This window comes from Priestia sp. FSL W8-0001, from assembly GCF_038050335.1.
Taxonomy (GTDB): domain Bacteria; phylum Bacillota; class Bacilli; order Bacillales; family Bacillaceae_H; genus Priestia; species Priestia flexa.
The window spans coordinates 975,810-991,250 of the sequence record NZ_JBBPAL010000001.1; the positions used below are offsets into that span (position 1 = coordinate 975,810).

The window sequence follows — 15,441 nt, forward strand, 5'->3', positions numbered from 1 at the left end:
TTTTATAAAATAAATGAAGGTAGGTGAAGTCATGAAAGAAAATAAGTTTATGCAAATCTATGAAGAACTAGTGGAAAACATTAAACAGAAGAAATGGCCGCCTCATACGAAGCTACCTTCAGAAAATGAGCTGGTTGTGACGTACAACACGTCTCGTGAAACCATTCGAAAAGCCTTGAACCTTTTATCACAAAACGGCTATATTCAAAAGATTAAAGGCAAGGGATCTTATGTCTTAGAAGTATCTCGCTTTGATTTTCCGATTTCAGGTCTTGTTAGTTTTAAAGAGATGGCAGAAAAACTTGGACATGAATCAAGAACAGTGGTTGAGGACTTTGAGTTAATTAAGCCTGATAGTGAGTTGTGTACGCAGCTAAACAGTACATCGCGAGACTCAGTTTGGAAGGTGGTACGTGCACGTGCAATAGATGGTGAAAAAATTATCTTAGACAAAGATTTCTTTTTACAAAAAAAGGTTCCTCATTTAACTCGTGAAATTTGTGAAGGGTCTATCTATGAGTACTTAGAAAAAGAAGTAGGTTTAAGCATCAGTTTTGCTAAAAAAGAAATTTCTGTAGATGAAGTAACGGAAGACGATGAGCGTTATTTAGATTTAAAAGACTATACCCACATCGTCGTTGTACGAAATTATGTTTATCTTAACGATGCAAGTTTATTTCAATATACGGAATCGAGACACAGATTGGATAAATTTCGATTTGTAGATTTCGCAAGAAGAGGCATTTAAAGAACTGAGAAGGAAAATTCTCTTAGTTCTTTAGTGCTTTTTCTTTTGCTTGGCTAGATTGTAATCTGTTTCTTTTGGCACAATTATGATTGAAAACTTGAAACAATGAGATTCTTTTGATTAAGTGAAACGTAGTCTGTAATTTTTTTGAGGTAGGAATTGAACGATTACATTCAAGAGACAATAGAAGAGAAGAAAGGAGTGGATAACGAGTGAACACTGAATACAACATTTATCCATTGGGAGATAGCGGCATCGTTGTCTCATTCGGTGAGGTTATTCATCCAACAATACATACAAATATCCAGCAGTTTATAGCAATTCTTGAAGCTAATCGTTTTGAAGGCATGATTGAATATGTACCTGCTTTTACAACTGTAACGATTTACTATAAGCCCCACTACTTTTTTAATCGAATTGGAAAAGCCCCCTATGAAATCGTAAAAAGTAAAGTAGAAGCGCTTCTTCAAATCCCAAAAGCTGAAGGTGAATTAACATCTCGCATTGTTGAAATACCGGTTTGCTACGGTGATGAGTTTGGACCGGATTTAGCCCATGTTGCAAACTATCATCAACTAACGGAAGAAGAAGTAATCAAGGTGCACTCATCAGGAGACTATCTAGTTTATATGATTGGGTTCGCTCCTGGCTTTCCATACTTAGGTGGAATGGACGAAAGGTTAGCCACCCCGCGAAAGGAAAAACCTCAGGCATCTATACCAAAAGGGTCAGTTGGAATTGCAGGAGGACAAACAGGTATTTATCCGCTTGAAACACCAGGAGGTTGGCAAATCATTGGGCGAACGCCACTGTCATTATTTAATCCGCTAGACCATAAACCGGTTCTTTTGCAAGCAGGAGATTCCATTCGTTTTATACCGATTACCAAAGAAGAATATGTGGCTCAAAAGGAGGGTGACCATGAGTGTTAATATCATCCGTCCAGGATTACTAACAACTGTTCAGGATTTGGGAAGACAAGGGTTTCAAAAGGAAGGAATTATCGTGAGTGGAGCGATGGATGTTCTTGCTCTTCGAATTGCAAACTTACTTGTTGGAAATGAAGAAGAAAAAGCAGCACTAGAAATTACCTTATCGGTTTCATCACTGTATCAACATTGGTGTTTTTAACAATTGGTCAACCCGTTACCCTCTTAATTTTAGCAGGTGCTCTAAATGGACTAATCTTACCAATTTCGCTTGGCACAATGCTTGTAGCTGCATACAAGAAAAAGATTGTAGGTGACTATAAGCATCCGCTTTGGCTTACCATTTTCGGCTCTTTTGTTGTAGTCATTATGGCTGTTATGGGTGTGTATACGCTCTTTAAGCAGCTTGGACAATTATTTTAACGCAGCAGAGAACTGAGACATAAGTAGTGCAGTCCCAAACTCTTTTTATGATTTCTAGCATAAATACTCTACTATTCTTCATATGGTAGTTAATAGATTCACATAAAAATACTTAATTGAAATGATAGAACAGCCGGAGGTGGATGATAGAGTATGACGCTATCAAAAGTAAGTAAAGAGTTAGTTGGAGTGTTGCTGCTGCTGTTGTTTGGGTATTGTTTTTTCTTTGTTGATATAGATACAAGTAACTTAGCTATTCCCACATCTTTATTGAACGTCAATACCATCTTTTTAAGCATCGTTTTTGAAGCTATACCATTTATTTTGCTCGGTGTGTTTGCATCAGCACTTATTCAAGTGTTCATATCAGAGCGAGCGATTCAGCGAATGATTCCAAAAAATCCGTATCTTGCACTCGTATCAGCCGTTGTAGTCAGCGCTATCTTACCGGTTTGTGAATGCGCTATTATTCCAGTTGTAAGAAGGCTGCTTAAAAAAGGAATGCCCCTGCATGTTGGAATGGTTATTTTAGTAGGAGCACCCATTCTAAACCCAATTGTATTTGCTTCTACGTTTTATGCATTTCAATCAGATTTATCTATCGTATATAGTCGAATGGGGCTTGCTGTGATTGTTTGTTTACTCATTGGGTTAGCAATTTATTGGACGTTTCGTAATCAAAATCAGCTTAAGGATGTTCACGTCCACGTTCATTCAGATCATGGAAAAGGAAATCGTCTGAAGCAAACGCTTTATCATGCAAGCGATGAATTTTTTGATATGGGAAAATATTTATTATTTGGAGCGCTCGTTGCAAGCCTGTTTCAAACGTTTTTGGATCGGCAGGTTCTTGTCAGCTTAGCCAGCAATGAATACGTATCCTCTGCAGTCATGATGGGATTTGCCTACGTGCTTTCCTTGTGCTCGGAAGCAGATGCTTTTGTTGCGTCATCTTTTGCTCATACGTTTACACCGACTGCGTTGCTTGCCTTTTTAGTATATGGACCCATGATTGATTTGAAAAGTACAATTATGCTATTTGCCTTTTTCAAAAAGAAGTTTGCTATCCGGTTTATTCTAATGATTACGGTTATTGTTTACGGAGTTGTGATGGTTTATGGATGGTTAATGGGATGAGGAGGATATTATGAAGCGAATTGATGAACAGTTTATCACCTATATCCGAGGCATTTTCTTAATTGGGTTTGCGCTTTTAATGTTTAAGCTTATTTTAACGGAGCAAATGGTTTACTTTATTGCTCCGAAAATGATGCCGTTTATTTATTTTTCTAGCATTACATTCTTTCTCCTAGGAGTTGTGCAAATTTGGCGAAGCAGCATAAAGGTAGAGGATGGGGGAAGCTGCGCTTGCGAGCATGATCATTTTGAAAAAGGGAAGTTTAAGACCTTGTTTATTTACCTCTTATTTTTACTGCCAATTATGACGGGCTTTTTATTGCCTAACCATTCATTAGGAAGTTCAGTGGCTGAAAAAAGAGGAATTAAGTTTGCAGAAGGAGTGAAAGAAACGCCCACGCCAGAGCAGCGTCAAGAATTGCAGGAAAACGCAGATGCCGAGTTAGAAGAGTATATGAATCAAGTACTAGGAGCGGAAGTAGAAGAACCGCAGGAAGATGGAGAAGTTCCTTTAGAACACCCGGAAGGCTTCGTACCTCAGCAGGCACCAGAAGGCTATTATGAAAAATTAGAAGCTAAGCTAGTCAAGCAAGATCATATTGTAGTAAGTGATAAAGAATATATTCCAATCATGAATATCATCGAGACAAACGTTGGGAAATTTGTTGGCAAGACGATTGAAATAAAAGGCTTTGTGTATCGAGAAGAGGGGTTTAAAAAGGACCAATTCGTAGTCGCTCGATTTGGCTTATCTTGCTGCGTAGCGGATGCATCGGTATACGGAACCCTTTCAACCATTTCGGATGCTGCTAAGCTTGAAACGGACGAGTGGATTAAAGTAAAAGGAACCATCGGCCAAGAAGCATATAATGGCGCTTCATTACCGTACCTAAAGATAGAAAAAGTTGAGTCGATTGCCCGCCCAAAAAATCCGTATGTCTATGAAATGTATCAAGGTGAGCAACTGGTAGCACCGGGTGGGTCTTGACAATAAAAAAGAGGCGATAAATCGCCTCTTTTTTATTGAATCGCAACCGGTAATACATATAAAAGAACGGCCAGAAAATGTGTAACTGTGCCCCCAAGTACAAATAAATGCCAAATCATGTGATGGAAGCGAAAGCCTCGCCATACGTAGAAAATAGCTCCGATTGTATAAAGAACTCCGCCAATAACAAGCAATACTAAGCCTGGTGTCTCTAATGTTGCTTTTAAAGAGTTCCATGCAAAGACAATCATCCAACCCATTAACACGTATAGGACTGTTGAAATAAAGAGGAATTTCTTTACGAAGAAAGCTTTAAACACAATTCCTGCAATCGCAATTCCCCAGACAACGGAAAAAAGGGTCCAGCCCATTGTTCCTTTCACAATGACGAATAAAAACGGTGTATAGGTTCCAGCGATAAATAAATAAATCGAGGAATGATCAAAGATTTCAAATAAATCTTTTACCTTGCCTTCAGGAAAGCTGTGAACAAGCGTTGATGATACATATAGTAATAACATGGTAATTCCATAAATCGTAAAGCTAACAATATGCCAAGGTGTACCTTGTAATGAAGAAAATACAATAAGAAGAGTGAGTCCGACAATGCTTAAAATGACCCCAATTCCGTGCGTGATTGCATTCGCAATCTCTTCACCTTTTGTAAATGTATGTGTATTCGCCACTTACAAAATCCTCTCTTTATCAAAATATATGGTCTTATTATAGACCATTTTTTAAAAATTATCTAATTTAACAACGGCTTGTACCAATAGATGAATGTGATTTATAGCTGTAAAATGCATGTATGAGAAGAGGAAATAATTTTTTCCGAAAAGACAGAAAAGTTGTCATGCCTTTGTTATTTCAAAATACATATAGAATGAAATGATAGAGAAGAGGGTGATTAGGAAGTGAAAAGAGAAGCGATATTTGATGAAGAGGGAACATATCAATATTCTTTTAAAGTAGCTTGGAGTGAAAAAAATGATCGAACCGTAACGTTCATCTTGTCATCTCCAATGAATACAGGCACTCAACAAAGTGAAGAGGAACTAAAGAAATGTATGCAGTTAGCACAACGGTGGGGCTTTGGTTCGTTAGAAATTGTCTATTTGTTTAGCTATCAAGCTGAAGATGAGACATTATTAGCGAAACTCTCAAAGCAGGAAGCCGTTGGAATTGGAACGAACCAATATTTGACTCAAGCGGTTAATCGTGCACATTTAGTAATTGCCGCCTGGGGAGATAAAGGCGAGATTCATAACAGGCAAGAGGATATCTGTACAAGTGGGAAGACTCCGATGTACTGTTTTGGAATGACCGATAACGGTTGCCCTATAGCTGTTGAAGATGCTTCGGAAGGTTTTGAACTGCAGAGATGGTCTTTCTCAGACAATGAGAAAGCAACAAAAGAGGTTTACTCATATATTGAAGAGGTAAATAATCAATTTTCTGAGCCTACATTTACTGAAATAAAGTCATTTGCCCAAGAAGAAGATCCTGCTGCTGTTATTGAAGAAATTATCGATATTTTCCGCTGAGGAACGTAATGAAATGAACTCTTGCATCATAGAATTGTATGAACCATGCTGTATAGGAGGTCATTGCATGACAATTGATGAAGCGCTCAAAAGGGTGGAAACGTTATATGAAACTGTTAATACAACTTGCTTTCAATATGTAGAAGGCGCGAATGTCCAGAAGGCAGAACTCGATTTAACTATAATTGATGAACTTGGAAGTTTACTAAACTATTTATATGAATTAGATGTTCATGATGAAGCGTTATTACGCTCCATTTTAAATAAATTAGAATATGGACAACCTATTTATGATCTTGCTATGCTGAATCCAATCTCTTTGGAGGGAAATGAAGAGAAAATAGATGTTCTGTATGAAGAAAAGGTGAAGGTTGAAAAAATGTTGTTTGAAAGCTATAAGAAACAACATGAAAAGTTATTGCAAAAAGCCATGCCACACTTAAAGCAAATGCAGTGTGAACTCCAAGCATTTTTGTATATTTGCAGTGTCAAACAATAGTATATACAAATAAAATACTGCATGTTAGAATGGGAAAATAAAGAACTTTCTGAATAGAGAAGTCGTTACAACGGTATAGGTAATCATCTAAAGCATGAAGGTGATGGTAATGATAGTTACCTTTTCCTTTGTGCTTTATTTATTAGCCGATTAGATGGGGTTACTTGCTTACTGGGTCAAAAAGGAACGCTAATGCACGAATTTGTATCACACTCCTTATTGTATTTTCATCTAGTAGGGCTTAAATATCCATAGATTGACATACCCTAGTTAAAAAATTGAGGTGAAAAAGTTATGCTTAATCATGAAGAAAAAGAAGCAGTGTATAAAGCTATTTATGGTCGACGAGATGTTCGAACGTTTTTATCTAAAGAAGTATCAGAAGAAAAAATCAATCGTATTTTAAATGCCGCTCATCACGGTCCATCTGTCGGGTTTATGCAGCCTTGGAATTTTATTTTAATTTCATCTGATAGCGTAAAAGAAAAATTAGCGTGGGCAGCTGACAAGGAGAGGCGAGCATTAGCTATTCATTATGAAGGCCAAAAGGAAAAAAAATTTTTAGAGTTGAAAATTCAAGGGCTGAAAGAAGCGCCGCTTACGATTTGCGTAACATGTGACCCAACGCGAGGCGGTTCCCATGTTCTAGGACGCAACTCAATACCTGAGACGGATATTATGTCAACGGCCTGTGCCATTCAAAACATGTGGCTTGCTGCTTACGCTGAGGGACTTGCGATGGGATGGGTGAGCTTTTATAAGAAAAATGATGTGCGAGACATTTTAAATATTCCACCGCATATTGATCCTGTAGCCCTCATGTCCGTCGGATATACGGAAAATTATCCAGAAAAACCGATTTTAGAGCAAGCGAATTGGGCTCAGCGCCGCTCTTTAGAACATCTCATTTATGAAGATGTGTGGGGAGAGAAAAGCAAATAAATTAATTGCTCCAAAACTAGTTGAGTTTACATAAAAAACGAACGAATTACTAATTGTGAATTAAAATATTCGTTTTTATTGTTGACAAGCATGTCGAAACGAGGTATCTTTATATCAAGAAAAAGCTGAATACGGTCACTCATATATGTTTGATAATATGGATCGAACGTTTCTACCTTGTTACCGTAAATAACAAGACTATGAGTAAAAAGTAAATCTAGGTTCCCGCTTTTCATCATGAAAAGGTCTGGTCCAAGCGATTTACATGCTTAATGTTTTCGACAGAACGGCATGACACCGAAGGGATAAAAGCCCAGGCGGGTAGGTTTTTGCTCATCTATTATGAGATGCCTACCTTTGCTTTGGGCTTTTTCTTATTGTATCTATTGTGTATGCTTGTCGTTGGGTGTGCCGCTAGCTTTCTGGGGAGACAAGCTAGCGGAGGGAGACGAAGCTACACGCTTTAGCATTTCTGCAAGCCCTCATTAACCATTGGAAGTACATTTATCTATTTTCTAGCATTTTCTTTGTGTAAGCAGTGTGGGGACACTGCTTCTTTTTTTGCTTAAATTTGTCGAGTAATCAACCGATTTATTGAAAGAAAAAGAAGGTATTTTAGGTAATTTAGCGAATTAGTGCAAACAAGAGCTTCAGCTCCCCGATAGGCTGAAGGAATAGTATCGCTTGCAAAAAAAGAAAAGATTATAGAGGAGAGGGTTAAGATTGTTACATTTGGTTAACGTCCGCTTACCGCTAATTCATGATCATGCACTTTTTGAAGTGAAAATTACAGATGGAATATATACCTCAATTGTGTTACAAAACGGCTATATGGAAGATGATGAGTTTGAAGAGCTGCACGCAGATATTTTGGGGAAAGAAACGGCTTTAGACGCTCAAGGGAGAGTTATGCTACCTGGTTTTGTAGATATGCACATGCATTTGGATAAAGCGCACTCTTTACCTCAAGTGCCCAACCTTTCTGGTACACTATCTGAAGCAGTTGAAAACTATGCGTCTAGCATTGCGTTGTTTTCTGAAGAAGAAATTAGACAGCGTATTGTAAAAACAGCACTACAGGCATTAGCAAATGGAACGACAGCTATTCGCACACATATCGATTTTAATTGTTTATTAGAAGAAGATATTCTATTTAGAGGGCTTCAAGCAGCAGCAGATGCACGAGATGAGCTCAGTCCATACATGGAAATTCAGCTTGTTCCATTGTTTGGGTCGGTAAACACACATGATGACTATATTATGAGAAAAGTTGAGAGAGCAGCAGAGTTGGGAATTGATGCAATTGGAGGCTGTCCTCATTTAGCTAGTCATCCTAACGAAGATATAGACGCCTTGTTTACTCTCGCTAAAAAGTATGATTTGCCATTGGATTTGCATATTGACGAAAGTGATAACCCTAATATCGACACGATCATCTATTTGGCAGAGCAAACCATTGCTCATAAGATGGAGGGAAAAGTAGTAGCTGGTCACCTATGTTCATTAGCAGGAATGGACGAAGAAAAAGTTCAGAAAATTTTAACTTTAATGCGTGATGCTAAAATTGGGGCCGTAACGCTTCCGGCTGCGAACCTTTATTTACAAGGGCGTGAAGACCGAGGAATTATTCGAAGAGGAGTAACGCGAATTAAGGAACTTCAAAAGTCAGCTATTCCCGTAGCGACCGCTTCAGATAACGTTCATGATCCGTTTCATCCGTTTGGAAAAGCCGACTTATTACAAATTGGCTTGTTAACAGGATATGTTGCTCACATGGGGAGTCCCGAAGAACAAAAGCAGCTTCTTCGAATGATTACTAGTATTCCAGCAAGATTAATTGGAAAAAGGAAATATGGAATTGAAGAGGGAAATGAAGCAAACTTCGTACTTTTAAACGTGCAGTCAATGCCAGAGATATGGACTGAAATTCCAGAGACACGTTTTGTTTATGTTCAAAAACGGTGGGTTAGTGTGAAGGAGACGCATCAACGCTTAGCTGATCATAATTTGACAGCTCTTTGGAAAGAGAATCAGCTATTAATTGGATAAAAAAAGAAGCACTCACAGAGTGAGTGCTTCTAAATTATTACTTTTGAACGTTAGCAGCTTGTGGTCCACGAGCGCCTTGTTCGATTTCAAATGATACGTCTTGACCTTCTTCAAGTGTTTTGAAACCGTCGCCTTGGATAGCTGAGAAGTGTACGAATACATCGTCTTGACCTTCAACTTCGATGAATCCAAAACCTTTTTCTGCATTAAACCATTTTACTTTACCTTGTACCATTGTAGTACCTCCTGTGTGGAACAATCCACGAATATATTACTATCTCTGCTCAATTTCAATAAAAATCACTTTAAAGAAAGTCTTTCTATTTCTAACACCGAACAAGAAATAATATACCTAGTATAACACTTTTTCTTTAAAAAGAAACCTTTTTTTCGAAAAAAACTATGTTAACTTCAAAAAAGAACTTAATATGTTACAATTTGGATAAAGAAGGGGAGGCGACTAGAATGGAAGACTTGTTTTCTCTATTAATATTTATTTTTGTTTTAATTTATGTTGTCGTGGCAAATCGAGAAGTGGTGGAAAAGCTAACTTGGCAACAGCGTATTGGAGTTGCTGCCACTTTTATCATGACCATTGGATTTGCAGTCGGTTGCTTTTATATCGGTAGTCAGATGCTGCAAAATTATATTGAAAATGGATTCGTTCAAATGGTTATTAAAATTATCATGGTCATTGTTGTCATGACAGCAGCAATTAAATGGATGCATTTGGCTTTTAGAAAAATTACGAATGGCTTAATAGGAAATGATGTATAAGAGAATATAGAAATTAATTATTTTAATGTATAAATACGTTGCTTTTTATTCATAGGGAACCCTTATTTCTTGATAAGAAAGCCTGTTAAATCACGGATGTATAAAAAAAGTGCATAAACGATAATATTTATATACATATAATGAGGCTGGGACATAAGTAATTCAGCTTTAATCGTTCAGGTTTTTTATTGACTGTGAAAACAATGTTGCTGAAGGATATCCATTCCTTAAATTTAGAGAGCTTAGCATTTTTTAGGATAGGCTAGATTATCCAGTTTTATATTTACATTTATTTCTAAAAGTGATATCATAATAATATGAAAAAGATATAATTACAAAGGGGAGATTACTTTGCAGGAGCGTCAAGCGTGGATTTTAAATGGTTTTGTGGGCATTCTGTTGATTTTAGTAGCCATCATTGGCGGTGTTTTTATGCTCATTCAAGAAGTGCCGCTTATAGGACTTCCGCTTATTGCTATTGGTGGATTGTTAGCTTCCGGTGTGACGGTTGTACAGCCGAATCAATCTCAAGTTGTTATTTTCTTTGGAAAATACTTAGGAAGCATTCGTAACAGCGGTTTGTTCGTAACCGTTCCGCTAACAATTAGACGTACCATCTCATTACGAGTTCGAAATTTTAATAGTAAAAAGTTAAAAGTAAATGATGTAGAAGGAAACCCAATTGAGATTGCCGCAGTTGTTGTTTTTAAAGTAGTAGACTCTGCCAAAGCAGTGTTTGATGTAGATTCGTATGAAGAGTTTGTGGCGATTCAAAGTGAAACAGCGATTCGAGCAGTAGCGACGCGTTATCCTTACGATACGTTTGAAAACGTAGAGCTTACGCTTCGTGGAAATGCAGATGAAATTTCTGATGAATTAGCAAAAGAGCTGCAAGATCGTCTTGAGGTTGCTGGTGTAGAAGTTATTGAAGCGCGCTTAACGCACTTAGCATATTCAACAGAAATTGCAAGCGCCATGCTACAAAGGCAGCAGGCAACAGCTATTTTATCAGCCCGTAAGAAAATTGTTGAAGGCGCAGTTTCAATGGCACAAATGGCAGTTGAGCAATTAGAACAAGATGGTATACTAGATTTAGATGAAGAGCGTAAAGTCAATATGGTCAACAATTTGATGATCGCAATTATTTCAGATCGAGGAACACAGCCTGTGGTGAATACAGGTAGCTTATACTAATTGGTTGTGAGAAGGAATGGCAAAAAAGAAAAGTTTCCCACTGCGAATTGACCCTGAGCTCTATAAGCTATTAGAGCGCTGGGCACAAGATGAATTTCGAAGCGTCAACGGACACATTGAATTTTTACTCCGTGAAGCTGTGCGTAAAGAAGGACGACTCAGTAAGCGAAAAGAACAAAGTGACGAAACCTAGCAAGCTGGCGATATGCCAACTTGCTTTTTTCGTATGTAAAGGAAAAGTACGTGTTAGTGAACATAAAGATCAGGATATCATGGGAAGTGGAGAGAGTAATCACATTAAAGATTTGTCTTATTCAAAAGCCTCATGATTGAAATGAAGGATGAGCCACTCCTACGGGACTAGTGAGCTACATGAGACCCCGCAGTATACGAGGAAGCTCAGCGCTCGCTCTGCGGAAAGAGAACAATCTGAAATGGAAATCACACCGAGCAAAGAGAATGTTTTATAAATATGAAAAGAAAGTTATATTCTTCTCAATGTGAAATATTAAAACGATTTCATCGCACTTTTAATTTGAATCAGGCTACAATAGGACGTATATGTAAAAAAGGAGTGAATAAAATGATTCGTTTTGGCGTCATCGGAACAAACTGGATTACAGAATCATTATTAGAAGCAGCAAGTCACGTAGAAGACTTCAAATTAACCGCTGTGTACTCAAGAACAGAAGAGCGCGCACAGGAATTTGCTTCTAAATACAACGTAACCACAACGTTTACTAACTTGGAAGAAATGGCTACGAGCGATCAACTCGATGCTGTTTACATTGCGTCACCTAATACGTATCACGCTGAACAAGCAATTCTATTCATGAAGAACGGCAAGCATGTTCTATGTGAAAAACCGCTTGCAGCCAATTCTACGGAAGTAACGCAAATGATTCAAGCTGCAAAAAACAACAATGTTTTATTAATGGAAGCAATGAAATCTACGCTTCTTCCGAACTTTAAAGTCATTGCAGAAAATCTACATAAAATTGGTCCCGTTCGTCGCTACTTTGCGAGCTACTGCCAATACTCTTCTCGTTATGATAAATACAAGGAAGGCATTGTGCTAAACGCTTTTAACCCTAAATTCGCCAACGGTTCTCTTATGGACTTGGGCGTATACTGCTTATATCCGCTGATTGCATTATTTGGTGCTCCAAAAGAAGTTAAGGCAACCGGAGTGATGCTGGAGTCAGGTGTTGATGGAGAAGGTACTGTAGCCCTATCATATGATGATAAAGATGCTGTTGTGATGTACTCTAAAATCACAAACTCACACCTGCCAAGCGAAATTCAAGGTGAAAAAGGAAGCATGATTATCGATAAAATTCATACTGCTGAAAAGGTAGAAATTCGCTACAACGATGGGTCGGTAGAAGAACTCACAGTCGAGCAAAGCCATCCGCCAATGTATTATGAAGTAAAAGAATTTATTGATTTATTAAACAGCGGCGAAACAGAATCAGCTGTAAACTCATTTGAAAATTCATATACAACAATGCGTGTGATGGACAAGGTTCGTAGTCAGCTGGGACTTGTTTTTCCAAACGATAACTAATAGATACAAACAAAGGAGCAGGGGAATTACCTCTGCTTCTTTGTTGATTTTTGAAATAAACGGCTCCCAAGTAACAAAGCGCCACCAAGTAAAAAATATATAAGCCCAATTGAAGTAGTAGGGACTACTTCTTTAAAGTCGGTATCTCCTAAAAGAGAAGAAAAGCTAAACACAAAAAAGAAGAAGCCAATCCAAAATGTTACTTTTCCCATGAACGATAGATTTTTTGTCATTATAACCCCTTTTTATATCCATATTTTAACATATTTAATTAACTAATTGGTAATAACATGATTTAAAACCACAGTTTGACTTTTAATGTACCTATCCTTTAATATAAATAAGAACAAATGTTCTTATTTTGTTGTTTTTTTCTCAGCTTTTCCCTTTTTATCTACTATATTTAAAAAAATAGGAGGTTACTTATATGGTTAATCAATCTGTACATCATCTTATCCCCCCGTATTTAGAAACATCTTTTTCTACATTTTACTGGAAACATCGAGCAGCACTTTCTTCTCCTTTATTAAAAAATTTTTTAAAAAACGATTGTCACTACGACTTATTACAAATGACGTTTCATCACAAGAGCGAGCAATATGCGTCGTTAGTAGATGAAGCATTCAAACAGTTTTACAGTGAAATTCGCTTTTTGGCTTATGTTTCAACGTTGTGTAAGCACTTTGTACGGGATAAAGTGCAGCTTTATCAGAAGACACACTATGTAAAAAGCTTGGATCAGCCGGTTGTGAAAGAGGAACAGCGAACATACGGCGAAACGCTTGGTGTAGTGGATCGGGACTGGTGGAATAGATCATTTTTAAGCAATCAAATCGAAGATGAAGCGCTTTATAAAGCGCTCGTATCCTTACCGTGGAAGCAGCAGCTTATTCTGCATTTTCGTATTGTTGAAGGATGGACGAACGGTGAAATTGCTTCTTTTTTTCACGTCTCTCCACAGGCCATTTCATTTAAGTATCGGAGCTCACTTATGCGATTAAAACAACAATTAGAAGGAAGGGATGCACATGGTTGAATGGTTATCCGTTATTAATCAAGTTGGCTTTCCTGTTGTGGTCTCGTTTTATTTGTTAGTGAGGGTTGAAACGAATATTAAACTGCTGGAAGAAACTATAGAAAATCTTTCAAGTGACTTAAGAAAGAAGTGATGTTACATGACAACTCTTTATAAATTAATTGAACGAGTGAAAAAAGATGATGAAAAAGCTGTTGAAGAGCTTCTGCAAAGGCTATCTCCGAAAGTGAAGAGCGCAGCTCAAGCCGCATGCGCCTCAGAACGTGAAGATATTAAGCAAGAGCTGAATGTTAAAATTGTACAAGCAGCAAAGAAATTTAGCTTTGAGTATACACCAGGATTTTGGGAAACTGTCTTAAAAGAAGGTCAGCAAAAGCAGTAAATAAAAAGCAGATGTCTACATGGGCATCTGCTTTGTTTATGCGTTATGACTAAGAAGTAGGGTTATACTTGCTTTTGTGTTTTCTTTGTCTTATCATCTTCATCGTCTTCCATCATTCCTTTGGTAGCAAGCTTAAACTCTCGCAGCGTTTTTCCTGCTGCTTTTCCAAGCTCAGGAAGCTTTTTTGGGCCGAATAAAAGCAAAGCAACAAAGACAATCAGCGCAATTTCTCCAAAACCAAGGTTCATGGTCATCGTCTCCTAGTCAAAGAATCAATACAAGTTCATTATAGCATGGATTATGTTGTTAAGAAGTGAATTTTAACCCAATTACGCCAATGACAATAAAGGAGATAAATAAAAGACGCTTCCAATCTTTCTTTTCATTAAAGAGAAACATCCCTAATAATACGCTTCCTACTGCCCCAACACCAGTCCAAATGCTATACGCAGTCCCGATTGGAATGTCTCGTAGAGCTAAGGAAAGTAAATAAAAGCTGGCAAGGCTAAATGCGCTAAACCCAATAGAAGGAAGCAGGCGCTTAAAACCATCTGACAGTTTTAAAAAAATAACAAACCCAACCTCACATATTCCTGCTCCAATTAAAGCAATCCAAGCCATATTAGCCTTCCTCCTTTACATCATCACTCGATACCAGCTTAATACCAACAATACCAACAAGCATTAACACTAAGAAAAAGATTCTGGTTAAGCTCGCATCTTCATTTAAAGCAACCATGCCAATGATGGCTGTTCCTGCTGCGCCAATACCTGTAAAAATGGCATAAGAAGTCCCAACTGCAATGTCTTTTAATGCTTTTGAAAAAAAGAAAAAGCTAATGACAATTGCGATTAAGGTTACAACAGAAGGCCAAAGCTGAGTGAAGCCTTCTGAATACTTTAGGCCCATTGCCCACACAATTTCAAACAAACCTGCAATAATTAAATAAATCCAAGCCATGGATAAAACTCCTTTAACATTCTTTTATTCCTTTTTAATTCCTAACCAAAAAACGTTCCAAGCATCTTTTATTTTGGTAGAATAGCGCTCTTGATCGTAGTAAAAGCGCTGAATAAATAACCCATCCGCTAAGCAATAAAAGCTGTTAATATAGCGGTCAATTTTCTCGTCTCGCATTGTTCCTTCTGCAATTCCTTGTTCAAAGATGGATGTTAATAATCGATCAGATAACTCTTCAATTTACCTAACGTTCGGTAGGGGAAAC

Annotated in this window: 22 protein-coding genes, 2 pseudogenes and 1 riboswitch; of the genes and pseudogenes, 17 read left to right on the forward strand and 7 right to left on the reverse strand. The window is 37.6% G+C overall.

The window, feature by feature from the left end:
* Window positions 1–31: 31 nt before the first annotated feature.
* The 6 genes and pseudogenes from treR to MKZ18_RS05125 all read left to right on the forward strand — a co-directional run bounded on the left by treR (window position 32) and on the right by MKZ18_RS05125 (window position 4,225).
* Window positions 32–748 carry a trehalose operon repressor gene (gene treR, locus MKZ18_RS05100; RefSeq protein ID WP_061786184.1) on the forward strand — a complete coding sequence of 239 codons (717 nt, stop codon included), beginning with the start codon at window positions 32–34 and terminating at the stop codon, window positions 746–748.
* Between the two features lie 212 nt (window positions 749–960).
* Window positions 961–1,680 carry a 5-oxoprolinase subunit PxpB gene (pxpB, locus tag MKZ18_RS05105; RefSeq protein ID WP_025908257.1) on the forward strand — a complete coding sequence of 240 codons (720 nt, stop codon included), beginning with the start codon at window positions 961–963 and terminating at the stop codon, window positions 1,678–1,680.
* A pseudogene (locus MKZ18_RS05110) lies at window positions 1,670–1,843 on the forward strand (KipI antagonist); the annotation flags it as partial. The gene pxpB and the pseudogene MKZ18_RS05110, both read left to right, overlap by 11 nt.
* Window positions 1,837–2,100 (forward strand): annotated as a pseudogene (locus tag MKZ18_RS05115) (hypothetical protein); the annotation flags it as partial. The pseudogenes MKZ18_RS05110 and MKZ18_RS05115, both read left to right, overlap by 7 nt.
* A gap of 153 nt (window positions 2,101–2,253) precedes the next feature.
* Window positions 2,254–3,237: a permease gene (locus tag MKZ18_RS05120; RefSeq protein WP_138117303.1), complete on the forward strand. Its 984-nt coding sequence runs from the start codon at window positions 2,254–2,256 to the stop codon at window positions 3,235–3,237.
* Window positions 3,238–3,247: 10 nt separating this feature from the next.
* Entirely contained in the window at window positions 3,248–4,225 is a 978-nt protein-coding gene (locus MKZ18_RS05125) for a TIGR03943 family putative permease subunit (RefSeq protein WP_076512559.1), read from the forward strand.
* A gap of 32 nt (window positions 4,226–4,257) precedes the next feature.
* Here MKZ18_RS05125 and trhA read toward each other — a convergent pair whose 3' ends face one another.
* Window positions 4,258–4,911: a PAQR family membrane homeostasis protein TrhA gene (trhA, locus tag MKZ18_RS05130; protein WP_253346824.1), complete on the reverse strand. Its 654-nt coding sequence runs from the start codon at window positions 4,909–4,911 to the stop codon at window positions 4,258–4,260.
* A gap of 228 nt (window positions 4,912–5,139) precedes the next feature.
* On the opposite strand from trhA, the gene MKZ18_RS05135 reads away from it, so the two are divergent.
* From MKZ18_RS05135 to MKZ18_RS05150, 4 genes are all read left to right on the forward strand, one after another.
* Entirely contained in the window at window positions 5,140–5,769 is a 630-nt protein-coding gene (locus MKZ18_RS05135; protein ID WP_340842882.1) for a DUF1643 domain-containing protein, read from the forward strand.
* A gap of 67 nt (window positions 5,770–5,836) precedes the next feature.
* The gene (locus MKZ18_RS05140; RefSeq protein ID WP_025908249.1) at window positions 5,837–6,268 is read left to right on the forward strand and encodes a hypothetical protein; all 432 of its coding nucleotides are present in this window, start codon (window positions 5,837–5,839) and stop codon (window positions 6,266–6,268) included.
* 294 nt (window positions 6,269–6,562) lie between these two features.
* Complete coding sequence (bluB, locus tag MKZ18_RS05145) at window positions 6,563–7,210, forward strand: 5,6-dimethylbenzimidazole synthase (RefSeq protein ID WP_025908248.1); 648 nt, start codon at window positions 6,563–6,565, stop codon at window positions 7,208–7,210.
* A gap of 119 nt (window positions 7,211–7,329) precedes the next feature.
* A riboswitch (purine riboswitch) is annotated at window positions 7,330–7,431 on the forward strand.
* 502 nt (window positions 7,432–7,933) lie between these two features.
* Window positions 7,934–9,259, forward strand: a complete 1,326-nt coding sequence (locus MKZ18_RS05150; RefSeq protein ID WP_076512557.1) for an amidohydrolase family protein — start codon at window positions 7,934–7,936, stop codon at window positions 9,257–9,259.
* A gap of 37 nt (window positions 9,260–9,296) precedes the next feature.
* On the opposite strand, the gene MKZ18_RS05155 is transcribed toward MKZ18_RS05150, so the two are convergent.
* A complete protein-coding gene (locus MKZ18_RS05155) occupies window positions 9,297–9,494 on the reverse strand; it encodes a cold-shock protein (RefSeq protein ID WP_025908246.1) in 198 nt (65 codons plus the stop codon).
* 230 nt (window positions 9,495–9,724) lie between these two features.
* Here MKZ18_RS05155 and MKZ18_RS05160 point away from each other — a divergent pair, with 230 nt between their 5' ends.
* The 4 genes from MKZ18_RS05160 to MKZ18_RS05175 all read left to right on the forward strand — a co-directional run bounded on the left by MKZ18_RS05160 (window position 9,725) and on the right by MKZ18_RS05175 (window position 12,797).
* Window positions 9,725–10,036, forward strand: a complete 312-nt coding sequence (locus MKZ18_RS05160; RefSeq protein WP_340842881.1) for a hypothetical protein — start codon at window positions 9,725–9,727, stop codon at window positions 10,034–10,036.
* A gap of 351 nt (window positions 10,037–10,387) precedes the next feature.
* Window positions 10,388–11,230: an SPFH domain-containing protein gene (locus MKZ18_RS05165; protein ID WP_025908244.1), complete on the forward strand. Its 843-nt coding sequence runs from the start codon at window positions 10,388–10,390 to the stop codon at window positions 11,228–11,230.
* A gap of 16 nt (window positions 11,231–11,246) precedes the next feature.
* Window positions 11,247–11,423, forward strand: coding sequence for an Arc family DNA-binding protein (locus MKZ18_RS05170; protein WP_035320136.1), 177 nt, complete (start codon window positions 11,247–11,249; stop codon window positions 11,421–11,423).
* 390 nt (window positions 11,424–11,813) lie between these two features.
* The gene (locus MKZ18_RS05175; RefSeq protein ID WP_025908243.1) at window positions 11,814–12,797 is read left to right on the forward strand and encodes a Gfo/Idh/MocA family protein; all 984 of its coding nucleotides are present in this window, start codon (window positions 11,814–11,816) and stop codon (window positions 12,795–12,797) included.
* Between the two features lie 26 nt (window positions 12,798–12,823).
* On the opposite strand, the gene MKZ18_RS05180 is transcribed toward MKZ18_RS05175, so the two are convergent.
* Window positions 12,824–13,030 (reverse strand): hypothetical protein, encoded by a 207-nt coding sequence (locus MKZ18_RS05180; protein ID WP_025908242.1) that lies wholly within the window; start codon window positions 13,028–13,030, stop codon window positions 12,824–12,826.
* A gap of 194 nt (window positions 13,031–13,224) precedes the next feature.
* On the opposite strand from MKZ18_RS05180, the gene MKZ18_RS05185 reads away from it, so the two are divergent.
* From MKZ18_RS05185 to MKZ18_RS05195, 3 genes are read left to right on the forward strand one after another with little or no spacing between them, the layout of a single operon-like run.
* Entirely contained in the window at window positions 13,225–13,833 is a 609-nt protein-coding gene (locus MKZ18_RS05185; RefSeq protein WP_025908241.1) for a sigma factor-like helix-turn-helix DNA-binding protein, read from the forward strand.
* A complete protein-coding gene (locus MKZ18_RS05190) occupies window positions 13,826–13,966 on the forward strand; it encodes a YvrJ family protein (RefSeq protein ID WP_340842879.1) in 141 nt (46 codons plus the stop codon). Before MKZ18_RS05185 ends, MKZ18_RS05190 begins: the two co-directional genes overlap by 8 nt.
* A gap of 6 nt (window positions 13,967–13,972) precedes the next feature.
* Window positions 13,973–14,215 (forward strand): helix-turn-helix domain-containing protein, encoded by a 243-nt coding sequence (locus tag MKZ18_RS05195; RefSeq protein WP_025908240.1) that lies wholly within the window; start codon window positions 13,973–13,975, stop codon window positions 14,213–14,215.
* Between the two features lie 62 nt (window positions 14,216–14,277).
* Here MKZ18_RS05195 and MKZ18_RS05200 read toward each other — a convergent pair whose 3' ends face one another.
* Genes MKZ18_RS05200 through MKZ18_RS05215 form a run of 4 tightly spaced genes read right to left on the reverse strand, consistent with a single transcriptional unit; the run spans window position 14,278 to window position 15,353 of the window.
* Window positions 14,278–14,463: a twin-arginine translocase TatA/TatE family subunit gene (locus MKZ18_RS05200; RefSeq protein ID WP_025908239.1), complete on the reverse strand. Its 186-nt coding sequence runs from the start codon at window positions 14,461–14,463 to the stop codon at window positions 14,278–14,280.
* A 58-nt stretch (window positions 14,464–14,521) separates the two neighbouring features.
* Window positions 14,522–14,836, reverse strand: a complete 315-nt coding sequence (locus MKZ18_RS05205) for a DMT family transporter (protein WP_025908238.1) — start codon at window positions 14,834–14,836, stop codon at window positions 14,522–14,524.
* A 1-nt stretch (window position 14,837) separates the two neighbouring features.
* The gene (locus MKZ18_RS05210) at window positions 14,838–15,176 is read right to left on the reverse strand and encodes a DMT family transporter (RefSeq protein WP_025908237.1); all 339 of its coding nucleotides are present in this window, start codon (window positions 15,174–15,176) and stop codon (window positions 14,838–14,840) included.
* Window positions 15,177–15,200: 24 nt separating this feature from the next.
* Entirely contained in the window at window positions 15,201–15,353 is a 153-nt protein-coding gene (locus tag MKZ18_RS05215; protein ID WP_156413456.1) for a hypothetical protein, read from the reverse strand.
* Between the last annotated feature and the right edge of the window lie 88 nt (window positions 15,354–15,441).